This is a genomic window from Streptomyces fragilis (assembly GCF_003112515.1).
GTDB lineage: Bacteria > Actinomycetota > Actinomycetes > Streptomycetales > Streptomycetaceae > Streptomyces > Streptomyces fragilis.
In genome coordinates, this window is the sequence record NZ_BEVZ01000002.1 from 1681184 (window position 1) to 1696176 (window position 14993).

The following is a 14993-nucleotide window of genomic DNA, read 5'->3' on the forward strand; positions in this document are numbered from 1 at the left end:
AGGCGGGGCCGCCGACGCCCGGTCAGGGCCGGTGACGCGCCCCGGACGTCACGGCGTGAGGGCCCGCAGCCGGTCCCGGAGACCCGCCAGCACCGTCGCCAGTCCCAGGTCGAAGGCGGCCCGGGCCGCGTCACGGCCCACCCGCGCGCCGACCACCCGCGCCAGCACGGGAGCCTGGTCGGCCGGAACGTCGAAGATGTCGTCGGGCGCCGCCGCGTCCAGGGCCGAGCCGAGGACGAAGGACTCCACCGCCACCACGACGTCCATGACCTGATCGTCCGGCCACCCCCCGGCCCGCAGCCCCGCCGCGACCTTCTCGTACATCGCGACCGTGTGCGGGGATCCGGCGATGGGAGTCACCGCGATGACGGGGACGAGCAGCGAATGCCGCGCGTACGCGTCGCGGTAGGAGTGCGCCCACGCCTCGAGCGCGGCGTCCCAGGGACGCACCTCGAAGTCCGAACAGTCGATCTCCCGGTTGACGTGGTCCTGGATCCACCGCAGGAGCTGGTGCTTGTTGCTCACGTGGTTGTAGAGGGCCGAGGGCGCGACCCCCAACTGCCGGGCGAGCGCCGCCATCGTGAGCGCCGAATACCCCCGCAGCTCGATCAGCTCCACCGCCGCCGAGGTGATCTTCTCCTGCGACAGCAGGGGCGCGGTGGGGCGCCCACGGCGTCGCGGCTGTTCGGAAGACGTCACCGCGTCACCCTCTCACGACGCCGCTCCGGCGCTTCCCGAGGGGCTGATCAGCAGGCCAATTTCTTACCCGGGATCCCTTGACGCGGTGCTTCCCGTCCAGGCTAAATGAGCGACATTCATATTGTCTTCCGGAAGAAGCATCATGCACACCCCCCAGTCCACCCCCCTCACCATCGACCGTGACGTGGTGGTCGTCGGCGCCGGACCGGCAGGCCTGTCGACCGCCCGCCGCCTCAGCCAGGCCGGCGTCACCGTCGCCGTCCTGGAAGCCCGCGACCGGGTCGGCGGGCGCACGTGGAGCGACACCGTGGACGGCGCCTGGCTGGAGATCGGCGGTCAGTGGGTCTCGCCCGACCAGACCGAGCTGCTCGCCCTGCTCGACGAGCTCGGCCTGGAGACCTACGCACGCCACCGCGACGGCGACTCCGTCTACGTCGCCCCGGACGGCACCCGCACCCGGTACACCGGCGACCGCTTCCCGGTCGGCGAGAAGACCGCCGCCGAGATGGACCGGCTGATCGAGCTCCTCGACGCGCTCACCGCCGAGATCGGCGCGCGCGAGCCGTGGGCGCACCCGAAGGCCCGCGAACTCGACACGATCTCCTTCCACCACTGGCTCCGAGCCCAGTCCGACGACGAGGAGGCCTGCCAGAACATCGGGCTCTTCATCGCCGGCGGGATGCTCACCAAGCCCGCGCACTCCTTCTCCGCGCTCCAGGCGATCCTGATGGCGGCGTCCGCCGGCTCCTTCTCCCACCTCGTCGACGAGAACTTCATCCTCGACCGGCGCGTGGTCGGCGGCATGCAGTCGGTCAGCGAGACCATGGCCGCCGCCCTCGGGGACGACGTCCACCTCTCCACCCCGGTGCGCACGGTGCGGTGGGACGAGGCGGGAGTCACCGTCGTCTCCGACCGCGTCACCGTCCGCGCCCGGAAGGTCGTCATGGCGGTGCCGCCGAACCTCTACACCCGGGTCTCCTACGAGCCGCCCCTGCCGCGCCGTCAGCACCAGCTCCACCAGCACCTCTCGCTCGGCCTGGTGATCAAGGTGCACGCGGTGTACGAGACGCCCTTCTGGCGCGCGGACGGCCTCTCCGGAACCGGCTTCGGCGCCGGCGAGCTCGTCCAGGAGGTCTACGACAACACCAACCACGGCGACACGCGCGGCACCCTGGTCGGCTTCGTCTCCGACGAGAAGGCCGACGAGGTCTTCGCGCTGCCGGCCGCCGAACGCCGCCGTCGCATCCTCGAGTCCGTCGCCGCCTACCTCGGCGAGCTGGCCCTCGAGCCGGTCGTGTACTACGAGAGCGACTGGGGCAGCGAGGAGTGGACCCGCGGCGCCTACGGCGCGACCTTCGACCTCGGCGGCCTCACCCGGTACGGCGCCGACCAGCGCACCCCGGTCGGCCCGATCCACTGGGCCAGCTCCGACCTGGCCGCCGAGGGCTACCTGCACGTCGAGGGCGCCCTGCGGATCGGCCGCCTGACCGCCGAGGAACTGCTCGACGAGCTGACCGACACACCCCCGGGAGAGACCTCATGAGCGCCCCGCACTACGTCGTCGCCTACGGCGGGGACGAACGGAGCAAGGTCGCCCTGCGGACCGGAGCGGACCTCGCCCGGTCGCTGGGAGCCGTCCTCGACATCGTGCTCGTGGTCCGCGCCGACACCCCCTTCGGCGCGGCCTACCCGCCGGCACCGGACATCGAGTCCCTGGTCGAGCACCAGGCGAAGGGGTGGCTCGAGGAAGCGCGGGCGTCGGTCCCCTCCGGCGTGCCCGTCGAGACCCACATCCGCCACCACCGGTCCGTCGCCCAGGGGATCCTCGAGGCCGCGGCGGACCTCGACGCCCGCCTGGTGGTGGTCGGCACCGCGTCCGGCGGCGGCCCCGGCTTCACCGTCGGGCCCGTGGCCACCCAGTTGCTCCACGCCTCGCCGGTGCCCGTCGCCCTGGTGCCCCGCCGCCACGAGTCCCCCGGGCTGCTGGAGCGGATCTACTGCGCCGTCGGCACCCGCCCCGGGGCCCAGCTGGTGGTGCGCGAGTCGGTCGAGGCCGCGCGCCGCGCCGGACTCGACCTGCACCTCGTCTCCCTGCTGGAGATCGACGAGCACGACGGCGCGCAGGAGTCCGCACGCCGGCGCGCCACCGAGCTGATCGCCACCGCCGCCAAGGACTTCACCGACGGGCGGGCCCGGGTCGAGATCGGACAGGGCCGGACCATGAAGCAGGCCGTCGAGTCGATCGCCTGGGACCCGCGCGGCGTCCTGCTGGTCGGCTCCTCACGCCTCGCGCCGGGACGGCGCACCTTCCTCGGCACCACGGCCGCCAGAATTCTCCGGCACCTGCCCATCCCCATGGTGGTCGTGCCGCACACGGACGGAGAACCGCGATGACAGCGACGACCACCCCCGCAGCAGGCGCCACCGCCTCCGGCGACGACGGTGACGGCGGCAAAGGCCTGGCCAAAGGGCGCGTCGGGCTGCTGGGCGCGGTCGTCATCGGCGTCTCCTGCATCGCCCCGGCCTACACGCTCTCCGGCGCGCTCGGCCCCACCGCGGCCGTCGTCGGGGAGCAGCTCCCCGCCATCTTCCTCGTCGGCTTCCTCCCGATGCTCCTGGTCGCCATCGGCTACCGCGAGCTGAACCGGGCCATGCCGGACGCCGGCACCACCTTCACCTGGGCCTCGCGTGCCTTCGGGCCGTGGGTGGGCTGGATGGGCAGCTGGGGCCTGCTGGCCGCGACCATCCTGGTGCTCTCCAACCTGGCCGGCATCGCGGTCGACTTCTTCTACCTGCTCCTCGCCCAGGTGACGGGCGACGACAGCCTGGCCGAACTCACCCGCAACGTCCCGCTCAACGTCGCCACCTGCCTGGTGTTCATGGCCCTGGCCTGCTGGATCTCCTACCGCGGGCTCGAGGCCACCAAGGCCGTCCAGTACGTCCTGGTCACCTTCCAGGTCGGCGTCCTCGTCTGGTTCTCGGTCGCCGCGTTCGGCCACGTGGGCGACGGCACGGCCTTCGACGCCTCCTCGATCGGCGCCGAGTGGTTCAACCCGTTCGCCGTCGACTCCTTCTCGTCCTTCGCCGCCGGCATCTCCCTCTCGGTCTTCATCTACTGGGGCTGGGACGTCGTCCTCACCATCAACGAGGAGACCAAGGGGTCCGCCACCACGCCCGGGCGGGCGGCCCTGACCACCATCATGGTCATCGTCGCCCTCTACATGGCGGTGGCACTCGGCGTGCTCAGCTACTCCGGCGTCACGGACGGCGCGCACGGGCTCGGCAACGCCGACATCCAGGAGAACGTCTTCGCGGCTCTCGCCGGCCCGGTGATGGGACCGACCGCCATCCTGATGTCCCTCGCGGTGCTCTCCTCGTCGACCGCGTCGCTGCAGTCGACGTTCGTGTCCCCGGCGCGCACCATGCTCGCGATGGGCCACTACGGCGCACTGCCGCCGGCCTACGCACGCATCACCCCCCGTTTCCAGTCCCCGGGCTACGCCACGGTCGCGGCGGCGCTGGTGGCCTCGGCCTTCTACGCCGTCATGCGGGTGCTGTCCGAGGACGTCCTGTGGGACACCATCACGGCGCTCGGGATGATGGTCTGCTTCTACTACGGCATCACGGCCCTGGCCTGCGTGTGGTACTTCCGCAAGGAGCTCGGCCGCAGCGCGAAGGCCTTCCTCATGAAGGGCCTGCTGCCCGGCACCGGCGGCATCCTGCTCCTCGTCTTCTTCGTCCAGACCTGCTACGACTCGATGGACCCGTCGTACGGCTCGGGGTCGCAGATCGGCGGCATCGGCCTGGTCTTCGTCCTCGGCGTCAGCGTGCTCCTGCTGGGCGTCGTCGTGATGATCACGCAGCGGCTGCGCCGGCCCGAGTTCTTCCGGGGCGTGACCCTTCCCCGCACGGACTCGCGGAGCGCCGTCTGACACCCGGCTCCCCACGGCCCTCGGGCGCGCCCCACGGCGCCCGGTGGTGACCGGGCGGCGGCCCCGCACGGTCACCACCGGCTCCCGTACACCGGCTCGTACACCGGCCACGACACCGTCACTGGGGCACCGGCACGCGTGGATTCGCCCCCGACCGCCCTTCCGGGCGGGCCCGCGGGAGACGGGGCGGCCGCGGCCTCAAGTTACCCACGAGACACCCTGGGCATCGGGATGCGTACCGGCCAGGATGTCCTCGACGATCACCCCGCCCGGGACCGCCGGGCGGCATCGGGACTGGAGGCCCTGCACATGAGGAAGACCCGCTTATTCGCCGCGCTCACCGCCCTGCTGGCGGCGACGACCGCGGCGGCGCCCGCGTCCTGGGGCTCGGCCCCGGGACCGGACCACCGCGGTGGTGACCGCACCTGCGCCCACCGCCACCTGATGTTCTGCGAGGATTTCGCCACCCTTCCCGGCGGCGAGACCACGCGGGGCCGCGGCTGGACGACGGAGACCGCCGGCGGCACGCTGAGCGTCGAGCGTGACGCCTCCCGTCACAGCAAGCACCTGCGCATCCGCACCCAGGGCAACGGCAAGGCGTTCCTGCGGGTCGACGGCGTCCGGCCGCCCGCCAACAGCTTCTGGGGCCGCGTCCGCCTGCACGTCGACGCCTTCCCGACGGCCCCCGACTGGGCACACTGGACCATGGTCGAGGCGACCGGGGAGGGCCCCGGCTACATCCGTCCGCTCGGCGGCCAGTACGTGCCGGACCTCGGCAGGAACCTGTGGGGCGTCGGCTCCGACGGCGGCCCCACCGGCGACTGGACGGCCTGGCGCGAGTCCGCCCCCGCGACCGCCGGCGTCTGGAGCTGCGTCGAGTGGCGCATGGACGCCTCCGACAACAGGATCTCCGTCTGGATCGACGGGAAGCCCAAGCCCGAACTGACCGTCTCCACGCGCGACCACGGCGGCGCCGACACGGACTTCGTCTTCCCCAAGTTCGACACGGTGAAGATCGGCTGGCAGCTCTACCAGGGCAACCCGAGCCCCTCCTCCTACGACGTCCGCCTGGACGACATCGCCCTCGACGGGCGCCGGATCGGCTGCTGAGACCCCCGGGTCCTCCGCGCCGCCCCCCGGCGGCCCGGAGGATCCGGCCCCCGGCGCCCCACGTCGTGGCGCCGGGCTCCGCTGCCCGCCCCGGCGGCCCACCGGCCGGGGAGCCGTCCACGCCTGGTCAAAACGGCCCCACGGGGCCATGATCGGACGCCGTGATGCGCTTACACTTCACCGCCGCCGACCTGAGCAACGTCACTCTGGCGGGGCCCGACGCCCTGGGGGAGGCCGCGTTCAGCGTTCGCCGCCTGCGCGCCGGGCCGGCCGGAGGGCAGGGTGCCGGAGGACAGGGCGCACGGCCCGGGCTGGGGAAGTGGCTGCGGCAGACCCGTCCCGGTGCGGCCCTCCGGGCCGGCCTCCTGTTCGAGCTGGTTCCCCGGGAGGGGGTCCTCCCCGACTTCCTGGTCCAGCTGGAGGAGGACTTCGACACCGGCGTCCTGCAGGCCGCCGGAACGCCCGCGGACCGGCTGGCCGCCGATCTGGCCGAGCTGTCGCTCTCGGCCCGCGCCGCCCGCCGGCTGCGGGACCTCGCCCAGGGCACGGCCGCGGCGCGGCGCGGCCTGGCCGCGGACCTGCGGCGCTACCACGGCTCCTGCCTCGCCGAGGTGTGGCCGCGGATCCGGGCCGACGCGGTCACCGACCGGGCGCTGCGGGCCGAGACGCTGCTGCGCGGCGGAGTCGACGGCCTGCTGGCCACCCTCGGCGTCCTGTGGCGCTGGGAACCACCGGTGCTGCGGATCCCCTGGCCGGGCACGCACCACGTCGACGTGCCGCTCTGCGGACGGGGCCTGGTGCTCGTGCCCTCGTACTTCGGTGGCCCCGCGCTGATGTACCGGCCCGAGGACGCGACCGTGCTCATCTACCCCATGCACGCCGGAGCGCCGGCCGCCAGGACCGCGGACGCCCTCGGACCCCTGCTCGGCCGCACCCGCGCGGCCGTCCTGGCCGCCGTCCGCGACCCCGCCTCCACCACCGCCCTCGCCGAACGCGCCGGCGTCTCGCTCGCCTCCGCCAGCCAGCACGCCGCCGTCCTGCGCAACGCCGGCCTGCTCACCACCAGCCGCGTCGGCAGCGCCGTCCTGCACGCCCTCAGCCCTCTGGGCGAAGCCCTCCTGCGCGGCGACAGCGCGCTGCGCGCGGGCGCGGACCGGGACCGTCGGCCGCGGCTGTGAGCGGCGGACGGGTCAGTGGCGCCTGCGGGCAGCGGTGACCGCGTACACCAGGACGCCGGCGAAGAGGAACAGGGTGCCCTGGTAGACGGCCGCGTACCCGGAGCCGGCGACCAGCCAGAGGGAGAAGCCGGCGGCCACGGAGGCCACCGTCACATCGCGCAGCAGGCGGACGCGGTCGACCTGGTCGTGGCGGCCGGCCACCAGGTGGCGCAGCTGGGCGGCGGTGGCCAGGAGGTAGGGGACGGTGGCGGTGAAGGTGGTGATCAGGACCAGGACCTCGAAGATCCGGGCCGAGTGCGACGCGTAGTTGTAGACGGTCAGGAGGGAGGAGAGGACCACGGTGACGGCCACGCCGAAGACCGGCACCCCTCGGCGGCGGTGGGCGAAGCGGGCCGGGAAGAGCCCGTCGCGGGCGGCGGCGTACGGGGTCTGCGCGCTGAGCAGCGTCCAGCCGTTGAGGCAGCCGGTCATCGACACCAGCGCGGCCACCGCCACGGCCCAGCCGCCCCAGGTTCCGCCGACCATCGCGTTCACCGCGTCGGAGAAGGGCGCGGAGGAGTCCACCAGCCGGTCGTGGGCGACGGTGCCGAAGACGGCCAGCGTGCCCAGCAGGTAGACCAGCGCCGCACCGGCCGTGCCGATGACGGTCGCCCGGCCCACGTTGCGCCGGGGATCGGCGACGTCGCCCGCGCTCACCGCGGCGGACTCGACGCCGAGGTAGGAGAACAGCAGGATCGCCGCCGCCGCCGAGACCGCGCCGACGGTGCTCCGGCCGCTCGCGTTGAAGGGGCCGAGGTTGTCGGCGTCGAAGAAGAAGAGACCGCCCACGGCGACCAGCAGCAGGGGCACGAACTTCAGGACCGTGGAGACGAGCTGGACGGCGCCGACCCACCGGGTGCCGGCGAAGTTGGCGAGCGCCGGGAGCCACTGCAGGACCAGGGCGGCCGCGCAGAGGGACCAGCGGTGGTCGCCGACGGCCGGGAGGAGCACGGTCAGGTAGCCGACCGCCGCCACGGCCAGCGCCGCGTTCGACACCCAGGTGGTGATCCAGTAGGACCAGGCGGCCAGGAATCCCGCGAAGTCGCCGAACGACTCACGGGCGTAGACGTACGGGCCGCCGGTGCGCGGGTCGCGCCGCGCGAGCCGGCCGAAGGTGAGGGCCAGGGCGATCGCACCGACGGTCAGCACCGCGAAGGCCACCAGGCTCACGGTGCCGAACGGCGCCACCGAGGCCGGCAGCAGGAAGATGCCGCCGCCGATGATGTTGCCCATGACCAGGGCGGTGGCCACCGGGAGGCCGAAGCGCCGGGCGTGCCGGTTCCCGTCGCCGTTCCCCGCGTCCTGCCCCGGCGCCGCGGAGCGGGGGGCCGAGGGGGCGTCGTCGCGCCGCGGGGCGGAGGTGCGGGCAGGGGAGGAGGAGGTCCGGGTGGGGAGCATGGGTGGTGCGCCTCTCGTCGTGCAGACGCCCGGGATCGCCGGGCGTGCCGACCATGATTGGGTACGAGAGGAGATGGCGCAAAATCGCTCGATTTTGTCCGCTTGGACCCCTGGGCGCGCGACAAGTCTTACGCCGCAGGGGTCCTCGGACCGAAGGATTCCGGTCGCCCTCTTACGGGCCGGGCGGGGCGGGTCAGGCGCCCAGCTTGCCGATGGAGTCGCTCAGGGACGCCGCCGTCCGGGTCAGGTCCGCCTCGTCCGGCGACGTGCCGCCCAGCCGCTCCACGAGCTCCCCGCGGGTGACCACGACCGCCGCCCCGCGGAACGCCCCGTCGCCCTCGAGGGCGGCGCCGTCGACCACCTGTGCCGTTCCCTCGAGCAGGACCAGGGAGGCGTCGTCCGACGGCCTGTCCAGCAGCTCCTTCACCAGCGTCTCGTCGATCACCATGTGTGTCTTCCCTCCGGCTCGCCGCTGTGTGCGCCGGTGCGGGTACCCGCGCTCGGGCGGCTCAGGCGGGCTTGCGCCAGACGGAGACGTGCTTCTCGGAGTCGTTGGTGAAGGGGGAGCCGTCCCAGTCCGCGACACGCTGCTCCAGCTCGAGTCCCGCGATGCGGGCCATCAGGTCGAGCTCCGCCGGCGACGCGTACCGGTGGCGGGAGTTGCCCCGCCGGTAGCGGCCGTCCTCCTCCAGGACGAAGTGGTGGGAGACGAGGAGCTGGTCGGTCATGTCGATCGTGTCGAAGCCGAGGTGCCGCTCGGAGACGTCGAAGGGGACGGCGGTCTGTCCCGGTGGCATCCGCCGCAGGGGAAGGACGCCCAGCTCGACGACGAAGCGGCCGCCGGGGGCCAGGTGCCGGGCGGCGTTGCGGAAGCACTCGACCTGCTCGTCCTGGGTGAGCAGGTTGGAGATCGTGTTGTAGACCAGGTACACGAGGGTGAAGCTGCCGGGCACGACCGTGGTGGCCATGTCGCCGACGACGACCGGCAGGGTCTCCTCGTCGACCTTGCCGCGCAGCACGGCGGTCATGGGTTCGGACAGTTCGATACCGGTCACGGGCACGCCCCGCTCCCGCAGCGGAACACCGACCCGGCCGGTGCCGATGGCGAACTCCAGGGCGGGGCCGTCGCCGGCCAGTCGGGCGAGGAAGTCGACGGTGGGGCCGAGCACTTCGGGGGAGACCATGACCGTCTCACCCGCGTCGTAGCGCTCGGCCATTTCCTTGGACCAGATTTCGCTGCTTGTCACGAGCGGACAGTGTGCTGATCCGCCGGTCGGATGTCGAAGCCTTTTCGGGCACGCCGTCAGGCCGCGCCCAGGCCGCCCACGAAGGCGGCGAGCACGGCGAGGTCCCCGCCGGTGAGGCCGCGGCGGGGGTCGACGCGGTGGAGCAGCGCGGGCGCCGGGTGGACGCCCTCCACCCAGAGCCTGTCCACCGGGCCGATCTCGTCGTCCACCCACAGGAACGGGCGGTCCCCGGCCCAGGCCGCCAGGGCGGGGGTCTTCCAGTGCAGGCCGCGCGGTGTGCCCGGCGGGCCCGTGCCGTCCGGGTCCTCCGGCCACCGCACCACCGGCAGGGCGGGGAGGCCCAGGCGGGGGGCGACGACCTCGTTGGCCTCGTCCTGCCAGGTGGTGGCCCACACCAGGTCGCACCCGAGGGAGAGCAGGCGGGGGCCGAGGCCGGCGTCGAGGCGGGGAAGCAGGGGGTTGTCCGCGTCGGCGCTCGAGGGCGCGGGACGGGCGCCGCCGAACGGGAGCAACGGGCCGTCGACGTCGAGGAACAGGACCGGAACGGGCCGGGTCACCGGGGTGTCACCGGCCGGGTCCGCGGCACCGGGCGGCGCGTCAGGGACACGTCGACCGGGTTCCCGGGAGGCCGCACGGCGCCTCGGCGTCCATGGCGTCCATGGCATTCACGGCGTTCATGGGGGAGAGGTTACGCGGGGCGGGAGGAGACCAGGACGCCGATCTTGTCGATGCGGTGCTCGGGGTTGCCGTTGCCGTCCCGCCAGAAGTTGCCCGCCGCGTCGTCCTCGGGCGTCGCACAGGTCGAGACGGTGATCATGGCCCGGGTCGCCTCGCGGCCCGGATGCCCCGGCACCTCGGCGCGCTGCTCGGCCAGCGAGCGCCCCGAGCGGAAGGAGGTCGTGCGGGTCTCGGTGATCCGGTACTCGTGGACCGTGCCGCCCGACGTGACCAGGACCCGGTCGCCCACGTCCAGGGAGGGCAGGTCCCGCAGCGGGCCGCCGGCCGAGAGCCGGTGGGCGGTGACCAGGTGGTTGCCGATCTCGCCGGGGCCGACGCCACCGTCCGGCCCGTACGGGCTGGCCGCGTGCCCCCGGTCCTGGATGCGGGTGCCGGGCCGGTCGTCCGTCGTCCCCTCGTACCGCACCACCCGCAGGTCGTCGAGGCCGAGCGCGGGAATGCTCAGGCGTGCCTCCCGCGTGTGCGGATCGGGGCGGGTCGGAGGGTGCTCGGCCGGGGACCGGGCCGCCCGGGCCTGCTCCGCCCCTGCCGGGGAGGCCGAGGCGGTCGCCAGCGCGGTGGCCGCCACGGCCGGGGCGGGCGGGCGCGCGTCGCGGCGGTCGCCGGCCGCGCCGGTGGCGCAGCCGACGGTCAGGGAGGCGGCGGCGACCCCGGCCAGCACGGCCGAGGCTGCGGATGCGGGGCGGGAACGGGCCATGGCACTCGTGGGGGACGAGGGGCGGCCGGCGCCCCGGAGTGGAGTGCGCGCCACCGCGGGATGGGACCGCACCTTTCCTCCCCAGGAACATCGGACGCCGCCGCGGTGTTCCCGGAGCCGGCCGTCGTGGGTCCCGAGCGGCCCCCCCCGCGGCGGAGACGGCCGGGGCGGCCGGGCGGTCACGCGCCGGTGCTCAGGCGGCCAGGCGGCGACGGGTCTCGTCGAACGTCGGGCAGCCCGCGGCGCCCCGGTTGTACGGGAGCCTGCCCAGGACGGCGGCCATCCCGCAGGTGTTGGACACCCCCGAGAAGACCAGGCCCGCGCTGATCGCGCCGGAGAGCCAGTGGGCCGGCGGCCAGGCCAGGCCGACGAGGAAGCCCAGGAGCACCAGGGAACCCGCCACGAGCCGCACCTGGCGGTCCATGGGCCACACGGAACGGGCGCCGGCCGGACGCTCCAGCGGGTGACCGGCGGCCTGCCAGGCGGCGGTGCCACCCTCCAGGGTGGCGGCCCGTATGCCCAGCGAGGCCAGCTGGGCGCAGCCGTTGGCGGAGCGGGCGCCCGAGGCGCACACCACCAGCAGCGGACCCCGGTCCGCGGCCGCGCGCAGGGTGTCCGCCGCCTCCCTCACCCGGTCCAGCGGGACGTTGTGGGCGCCGGGCAGGTGACCGCCCGCGTACTCGCCGGGCGTGCGGACGTCGATGATCGTGAAGTCGTCCGCACGCGCGGCCGCCTCGGCCGTGGTCAGGGTGGTGAAGGTGCTCACGCGACAATGCCTTTCAGTGGGTGCTCGTCCGAGGGTAGGATACCCACGGGGGTATCAAGAGGAGGATGTGTGCAACTCGACATGAGCGCCGAGGAGCTCAAGTCGGCACTGAACCGACTGCGGCGCGCCCAGGGTCAGCTGGCCGGCGTCATCAAGATGCTGGAGGAGGGCCGCGACTGCGAGGACGTCGTCACGCAGCTCTCCGCCGTCTCCAAGGCACTGGACCGGGCCGGTTTCTCGATCATCGCGACGGGGCTCCAGCAGTGCATGACCAGTGAGGACCCGGAAATCCGCGACTCGGCACAGATGCGGGCGCGACTGGAGAAGCTCTTCCTGTCGCTGGCCTGACCCGCCGCCTCCCGCCCGGCCGCCTCCGGCCGTGGGGGCAGCCTCCGGCCGCGGGGCCCCGTCCCGCCGGGTCCGGGCAGCCGGGCCCGGCAGGAGGTCCGTCCTCGCGGCGGGGGACAATGGCGTGCGCAGCGCCCTCCGGCCGCCCGGCCGCGCCCGGGACGCCGCCGGAACCGTAGGGAGAGCCACGCATGAGCCGAAAGCCCGTCGCCGACGACAGGCAGGCGGACGGCAGGCGGGCCGGGTCGCACCCCGACTCGCCCCACGACCGGCACGAGGTCCTGCGGGCCGTCGCCGCACGCACCCGCGACGGCAGCCGTCCCGGCGCCCGCCACGACGACCTGCGGCTCGCCCTGGTGATCGAGGGCGGCGGCATGCGCGGCACCTTCTCCGCGGGCATGGCGCTCGCCCTCCACGACGCCGGTCTGGTCGGCGCCTTCGACGCCGTGTACGGCTCCTCGGCGGGCGCCATCACCGGCGCCTGGCTGCTCAGCGGCGCCCCGGAGCAGCTCAACGGCTGGGCCGAACCCGAGTACGCCAACACCATGATCCGCCCGTCGAACCTCTGGCGCGGCCGGCCGGTGGTCGACGTCCGGACACTGGTCGAGCACCTCTACGCCGAGGTGGCGCGGATGGACTTCCAGGCGGTGCTCTCCCACCCCGTCGAGTACCACCCGCTGGCCACCGACGCGCACACCGGCCTCTCCACGGACCTGCGCCCCTTCCTCGCCGGCCCGGCGGAACTGCGCCTGGCCCTGCGGGCGAGCGCCGCGCTGCCCTTCCTCGCCGGACCGGCCGTCGAGCTGGGCGGACGGCACTACTACGACGCCGGTCTCGCGGAGTCCGTGCCCTACCGCACCGCCCTGGCCCAGGGGGCGACCCACGTCCTCGTGCTGCGCTCCCGGCCGGCTCCCAAGGACCTGCTGCCCGCGCCCGCGGCCGACGGGGCGGTCCGCCCGTCGTACGGCTCCCGCCTGGTCGCCGCCACCGCGCTGCGCCGCTACCCGAAGGCGCTGCACGACAGCTACTTCGCCCGGGCGCACCGCCTGCGGGAGGACGAGGCGTTGCTCTCCGAGTACGACCGCGGCGGCCTGCCCGGCCGGGACGGCACGGCGGTGATGTCGGTCCGTCCGGCGCTGGACTCGCCGAAGGTGGGACGGCTCACCCGCGACGGCAGGCTGCTCAAGGCGGCGCTGGAGTCCGGCCGTGCCGCGGTCGAGCGGGTCCTGCAGCCCTCCGGAGCCTGACCCCGGCGGCGGCCGCGAGCCGCCGGGCGGCCGACGTCGGTCACGCACGGAGGTCTTCCCCACGCCCGACCGGGGTACTCCGGGCCGGGAACCGGGGAGGGCGACCTCCCGCAGCCCGGCCAGGAACACGGTGGTCCCCATGCACCCGTCGTCGGACGACAGCGACGCCCTCGACCTGCACTTCATCGGCAACGCGACCCTGCTGCTCCGCTACCGCGGGCTCACGCTGCTCACCGACCCCAACTTCCTCCACCGCGGCGAGCACGCCTACCTCGGCTACGGCCTGCTCAGCCGCCGTCTCACCGAGCCCGCCCTGGGCCTCGGCGACCTGCCCGAGCTGGACGCCGTGCTGCTGTCCCACCTGCACGGGGACCACTGGGACCGCCGCGCCCGCCGTCACCTCCCGCGGTCCCTCCCGGTGGTCACCACGCCGCACGCGTCCCGCCGTCTGCAGGGCGTGCACGGCTTCCACCGGGCGGTCGGGCTGCGCACCTGGGAGGAGTACGTCGTGCGGCGGGGCGACGCCCAGGTCCGGGTGACGGCCGCGCCGGGGCGGCACGCCGGTCACCCGCTGCTGCGCGGACTGCTGCCGCCGGTGATGGGCAGCCTGCTCGAGTTCGGCCCCCTCACCGGCCCGCCCCGGCTGCGGCTGTACATCTCCGGCGACACGCTGATGTACCCCGGGCTCGCGGAGATCGCCCGCCGCTTCCCCGGACCCGACCTCGCCGTGCTGCACCTGGGCGGCACCACCCTGCCGGGCGGTCTGCTGGTCACCATGGACGGCGAACAGGGCGCCGAACTCGCGCGGCTCGTCGACCCGCGTGCCGTCCTGCCGGTCCACTACGGCGACTACACGGTGATGCGCTCGCCGCTCACCGCCTTCCTGGCCGAGGCGGAACGCGCGGGTCTCGCCGACCGGGTCGTGCACTGCCGCCACGGGCAGCGCGCCCTGGTCGAGCCGGGCGGCGGGACCCGGGTGGTGGACGGGCCGAGCGGGTGAGCTGCCCGTTTGACCGGCCGTCCCCCGTGAAACCCGCCCCACGTCCGCATTTCGACGCACTTCGGGAGGACCATCATGGCCACGGGTGAAACCGGCTTCAGCGATGTCGTCTTCGACTTGATCTCCGTGCAGTACCACTCCCTCAAGGCCGGACACGACTACGGGCAGTACGTACGCGACGCGGAGAACGCCGGGAAGACCGAGATCGCCGAGTTCTTCCGCACGGTGATGGCACAGGACTCCGACCGGGCGGCCAAGTGCCACCAGTTCCTCAAGGAGCTGTCCGGGACCGAGGCCGCGGGTCCCGGGGCGGGATGACACGGAGGCCGAGCACTCGCCTCGGCCGGGGAGCGGCGGGCGGGCGCGGTCGCGTCCGCCCGCCGCTCCGTGCGTGCCGGCGGGACCCGTACGGACCGGAGCCGTGCGGACCGGAGCCGTGCCGACCGGATTCGTGCGCAGGGGCCCGCGTGGACCGGCGGTGAACACGTTGCGTGACGTCCGGGCCGTGGGGTGGCTGAGGTGACAGGGGCGCGGGTGTAGGTCAGGTGTGCGAACTGTCCTGCGGGAGAGGGTTGTCGAGGTTCGGACTTGCCC

At 74.1% G+C, this 14993-nt stretch carries 16 protein-coding genes; 9 read left to right on the forward strand and 7 right to left on the reverse strand.

Annotated features, from left to right (window positions below):
• Window positions 1-48: 48 nt before the first annotated feature.
• Entirely contained in the window at window positions 49-699 is a 651-nt protein-coding gene (locus Sfr03f_RS09160) for a TetR/AcrR family transcriptional regulator (RefSeq protein WP_108953137.1), read from the reverse strand.
• Window positions 700-841: 142 nt separating this feature from the next.
• On the opposite strand from Sfr03f_RS09160, the gene Sfr03f_RS09165 reads away from it, so the two are divergent.
• From Sfr03f_RS09165 to Sfr03f_RS09185, 5 genes are all read left to right on the forward strand, one after another.
• Window positions 842-2242 carry a flavin monoamine oxidase family protein gene (locus tag Sfr03f_RS09165; RefSeq protein WP_108953138.1) on the forward strand — a complete coding sequence of 467 codons (1401 nt, stop codon included), beginning with the start codon at window positions 842-844 and terminating at the stop codon, window positions 2240-2242.
• Window positions 2239-3093 (forward strand): universal stress protein, encoded by an 855-nt coding sequence (locus Sfr03f_RS09170; RefSeq protein WP_108953139.1) that lies wholly within the window; start codon window positions 2239-2241, stop codon window positions 3091-3093. Before Sfr03f_RS09165 ends, Sfr03f_RS09170 begins: the two co-directional genes overlap by 4 nt.
• Entirely contained in the window at window positions 3090-4631 is a 1542-nt protein-coding gene (locus Sfr03f_RS09175; protein WP_108953140.1) for an APC family permease, read from the forward strand. The genes Sfr03f_RS09170 and Sfr03f_RS09175 overlap by 4 nt, the downstream gene beginning before the upstream one ends.
• Window positions 4632-4940: 309 nt before the next feature.
• Complete coding sequence (locus Sfr03f_RS09180) at window positions 4941-5741, forward strand: glycoside hydrolase family 71/99 protein (protein WP_108953562.1); 801 nt, start codon at window positions 4941-4943, stop codon at window positions 5739-5741.
• Between the two features lie 164 nt (window positions 5742-5905).
• Window positions 5906-6919: an ArsR/SmtB family transcription factor gene (locus Sfr03f_RS09185; RefSeq protein WP_245967514.1), complete on the forward strand. Its 1014-nt coding sequence runs from the start codon at window positions 5906-5908 to the stop codon at window positions 6917-6919.
• A gap of 12 nt (window positions 6920-6931) precedes the next feature.
• On the opposite strand, the gene Sfr03f_RS09190 is transcribed toward Sfr03f_RS09185, so the two are convergent.
• The 6 genes from Sfr03f_RS09190 to Sfr03f_RS09215 all read right to left on the reverse strand — a co-directional run bounded on the left by Sfr03f_RS09190 (window position 6932) and on the right by Sfr03f_RS09215 (window position 11804).
• Window positions 6932-8356, reverse strand: coding sequence for an amino acid permease (locus Sfr03f_RS09190; protein WP_108953142.1), 1425 nt, complete (start codon window positions 8354-8356; stop codon window positions 6932-6934).
• Window positions 8357-8549: 193 nt separating this feature from the next.
• Complete coding sequence (locus Sfr03f_RS09195; RefSeq protein ID WP_108953143.1) at window positions 8550-8804, reverse strand: hypothetical protein; 255 nt, start codon at window positions 8802-8804, stop codon at window positions 8550-8552.
• A gap of 61 nt (window positions 8805-8865) precedes the next feature.
• Window positions 8866-9603, reverse strand: a complete 738-nt coding sequence (locus Sfr03f_RS09200; protein WP_170145046.1) for a class I SAM-dependent DNA methyltransferase — start codon at window positions 9601-9603, stop codon at window positions 8866-8868.
• A gap of 56 nt (window positions 9604-9659) precedes the next feature.
• On the reverse strand, window positions 9660-10160 hold the full coding sequence (locus Sfr03f_RS09205; RefSeq protein WP_108953145.1) for an HAD domain-containing protein: 501 nt from the start codon (window positions 10158-10160) through the stop codon (window positions 9660-9662).
• Between the two features lie 131 nt (window positions 10161-10291).
• Window positions 10292-11038 carry a class E sortase gene (locus tag Sfr03f_RS09210; RefSeq protein ID WP_108953146.1) on the reverse strand — a complete coding sequence of 249 codons (747 nt, stop codon included), beginning with the start codon at window positions 11036-11038 and terminating at the stop codon, window positions 10292-10294.
• Between the two features lie 193 nt (window positions 11039-11231).
• Entirely contained in the window at window positions 11232-11804 is a 573-nt protein-coding gene (locus tag Sfr03f_RS09215; protein WP_108953147.1) for a rhodanese-like domain-containing protein, read from the reverse strand.
• Between the two features lie 69 nt (window positions 11805-11873).
• On the opposite strand from Sfr03f_RS09215, the gene Sfr03f_RS09220 reads away from it, so the two are divergent.
• The 4 genes from Sfr03f_RS09220 (at window position 11874) to Sfr03f_RS09235 (ending at window position 14717) form a co-directional block, all read left to right on the forward strand.
• Window positions 11874-12152, forward strand: coding sequence for a metal-sensitive transcriptional regulator (locus Sfr03f_RS09220; protein ID WP_108953148.1), 279 nt, complete (start codon window positions 11874-11876; stop codon window positions 12150-12152).
• A 191-nt stretch (window positions 12153-12343) separates the two neighbouring features.
• On the forward strand, window positions 12344-13399 hold the full coding sequence (locus tag Sfr03f_RS09225; protein WP_108953149.1) for a patatin-like phospholipase family protein: 1056 nt from the start codon (window positions 12344-12346) through the stop codon (window positions 13397-13399).
• Window positions 13400-13538: 139 nt separating this feature from the next.
• Window positions 13539-14399: an MBL fold metallo-hydrolase gene (locus Sfr03f_RS09230; RefSeq protein ID WP_108953150.1), complete on the forward strand. Its 861-nt coding sequence runs from the start codon at window positions 13539-13541 to the stop codon at window positions 14397-14399.
• A gap of 75 nt (window positions 14400-14474) precedes the next feature.
• Window positions 14475-14717, forward strand: coding sequence for an acyl carrier protein (locus tag Sfr03f_RS09235; RefSeq protein WP_108953151.1), 243 nt, complete (start codon window positions 14475-14477; stop codon window positions 14715-14717).
• The last annotated feature ends 276 nt before the right edge of the window (window positions 14718-14993 follow it).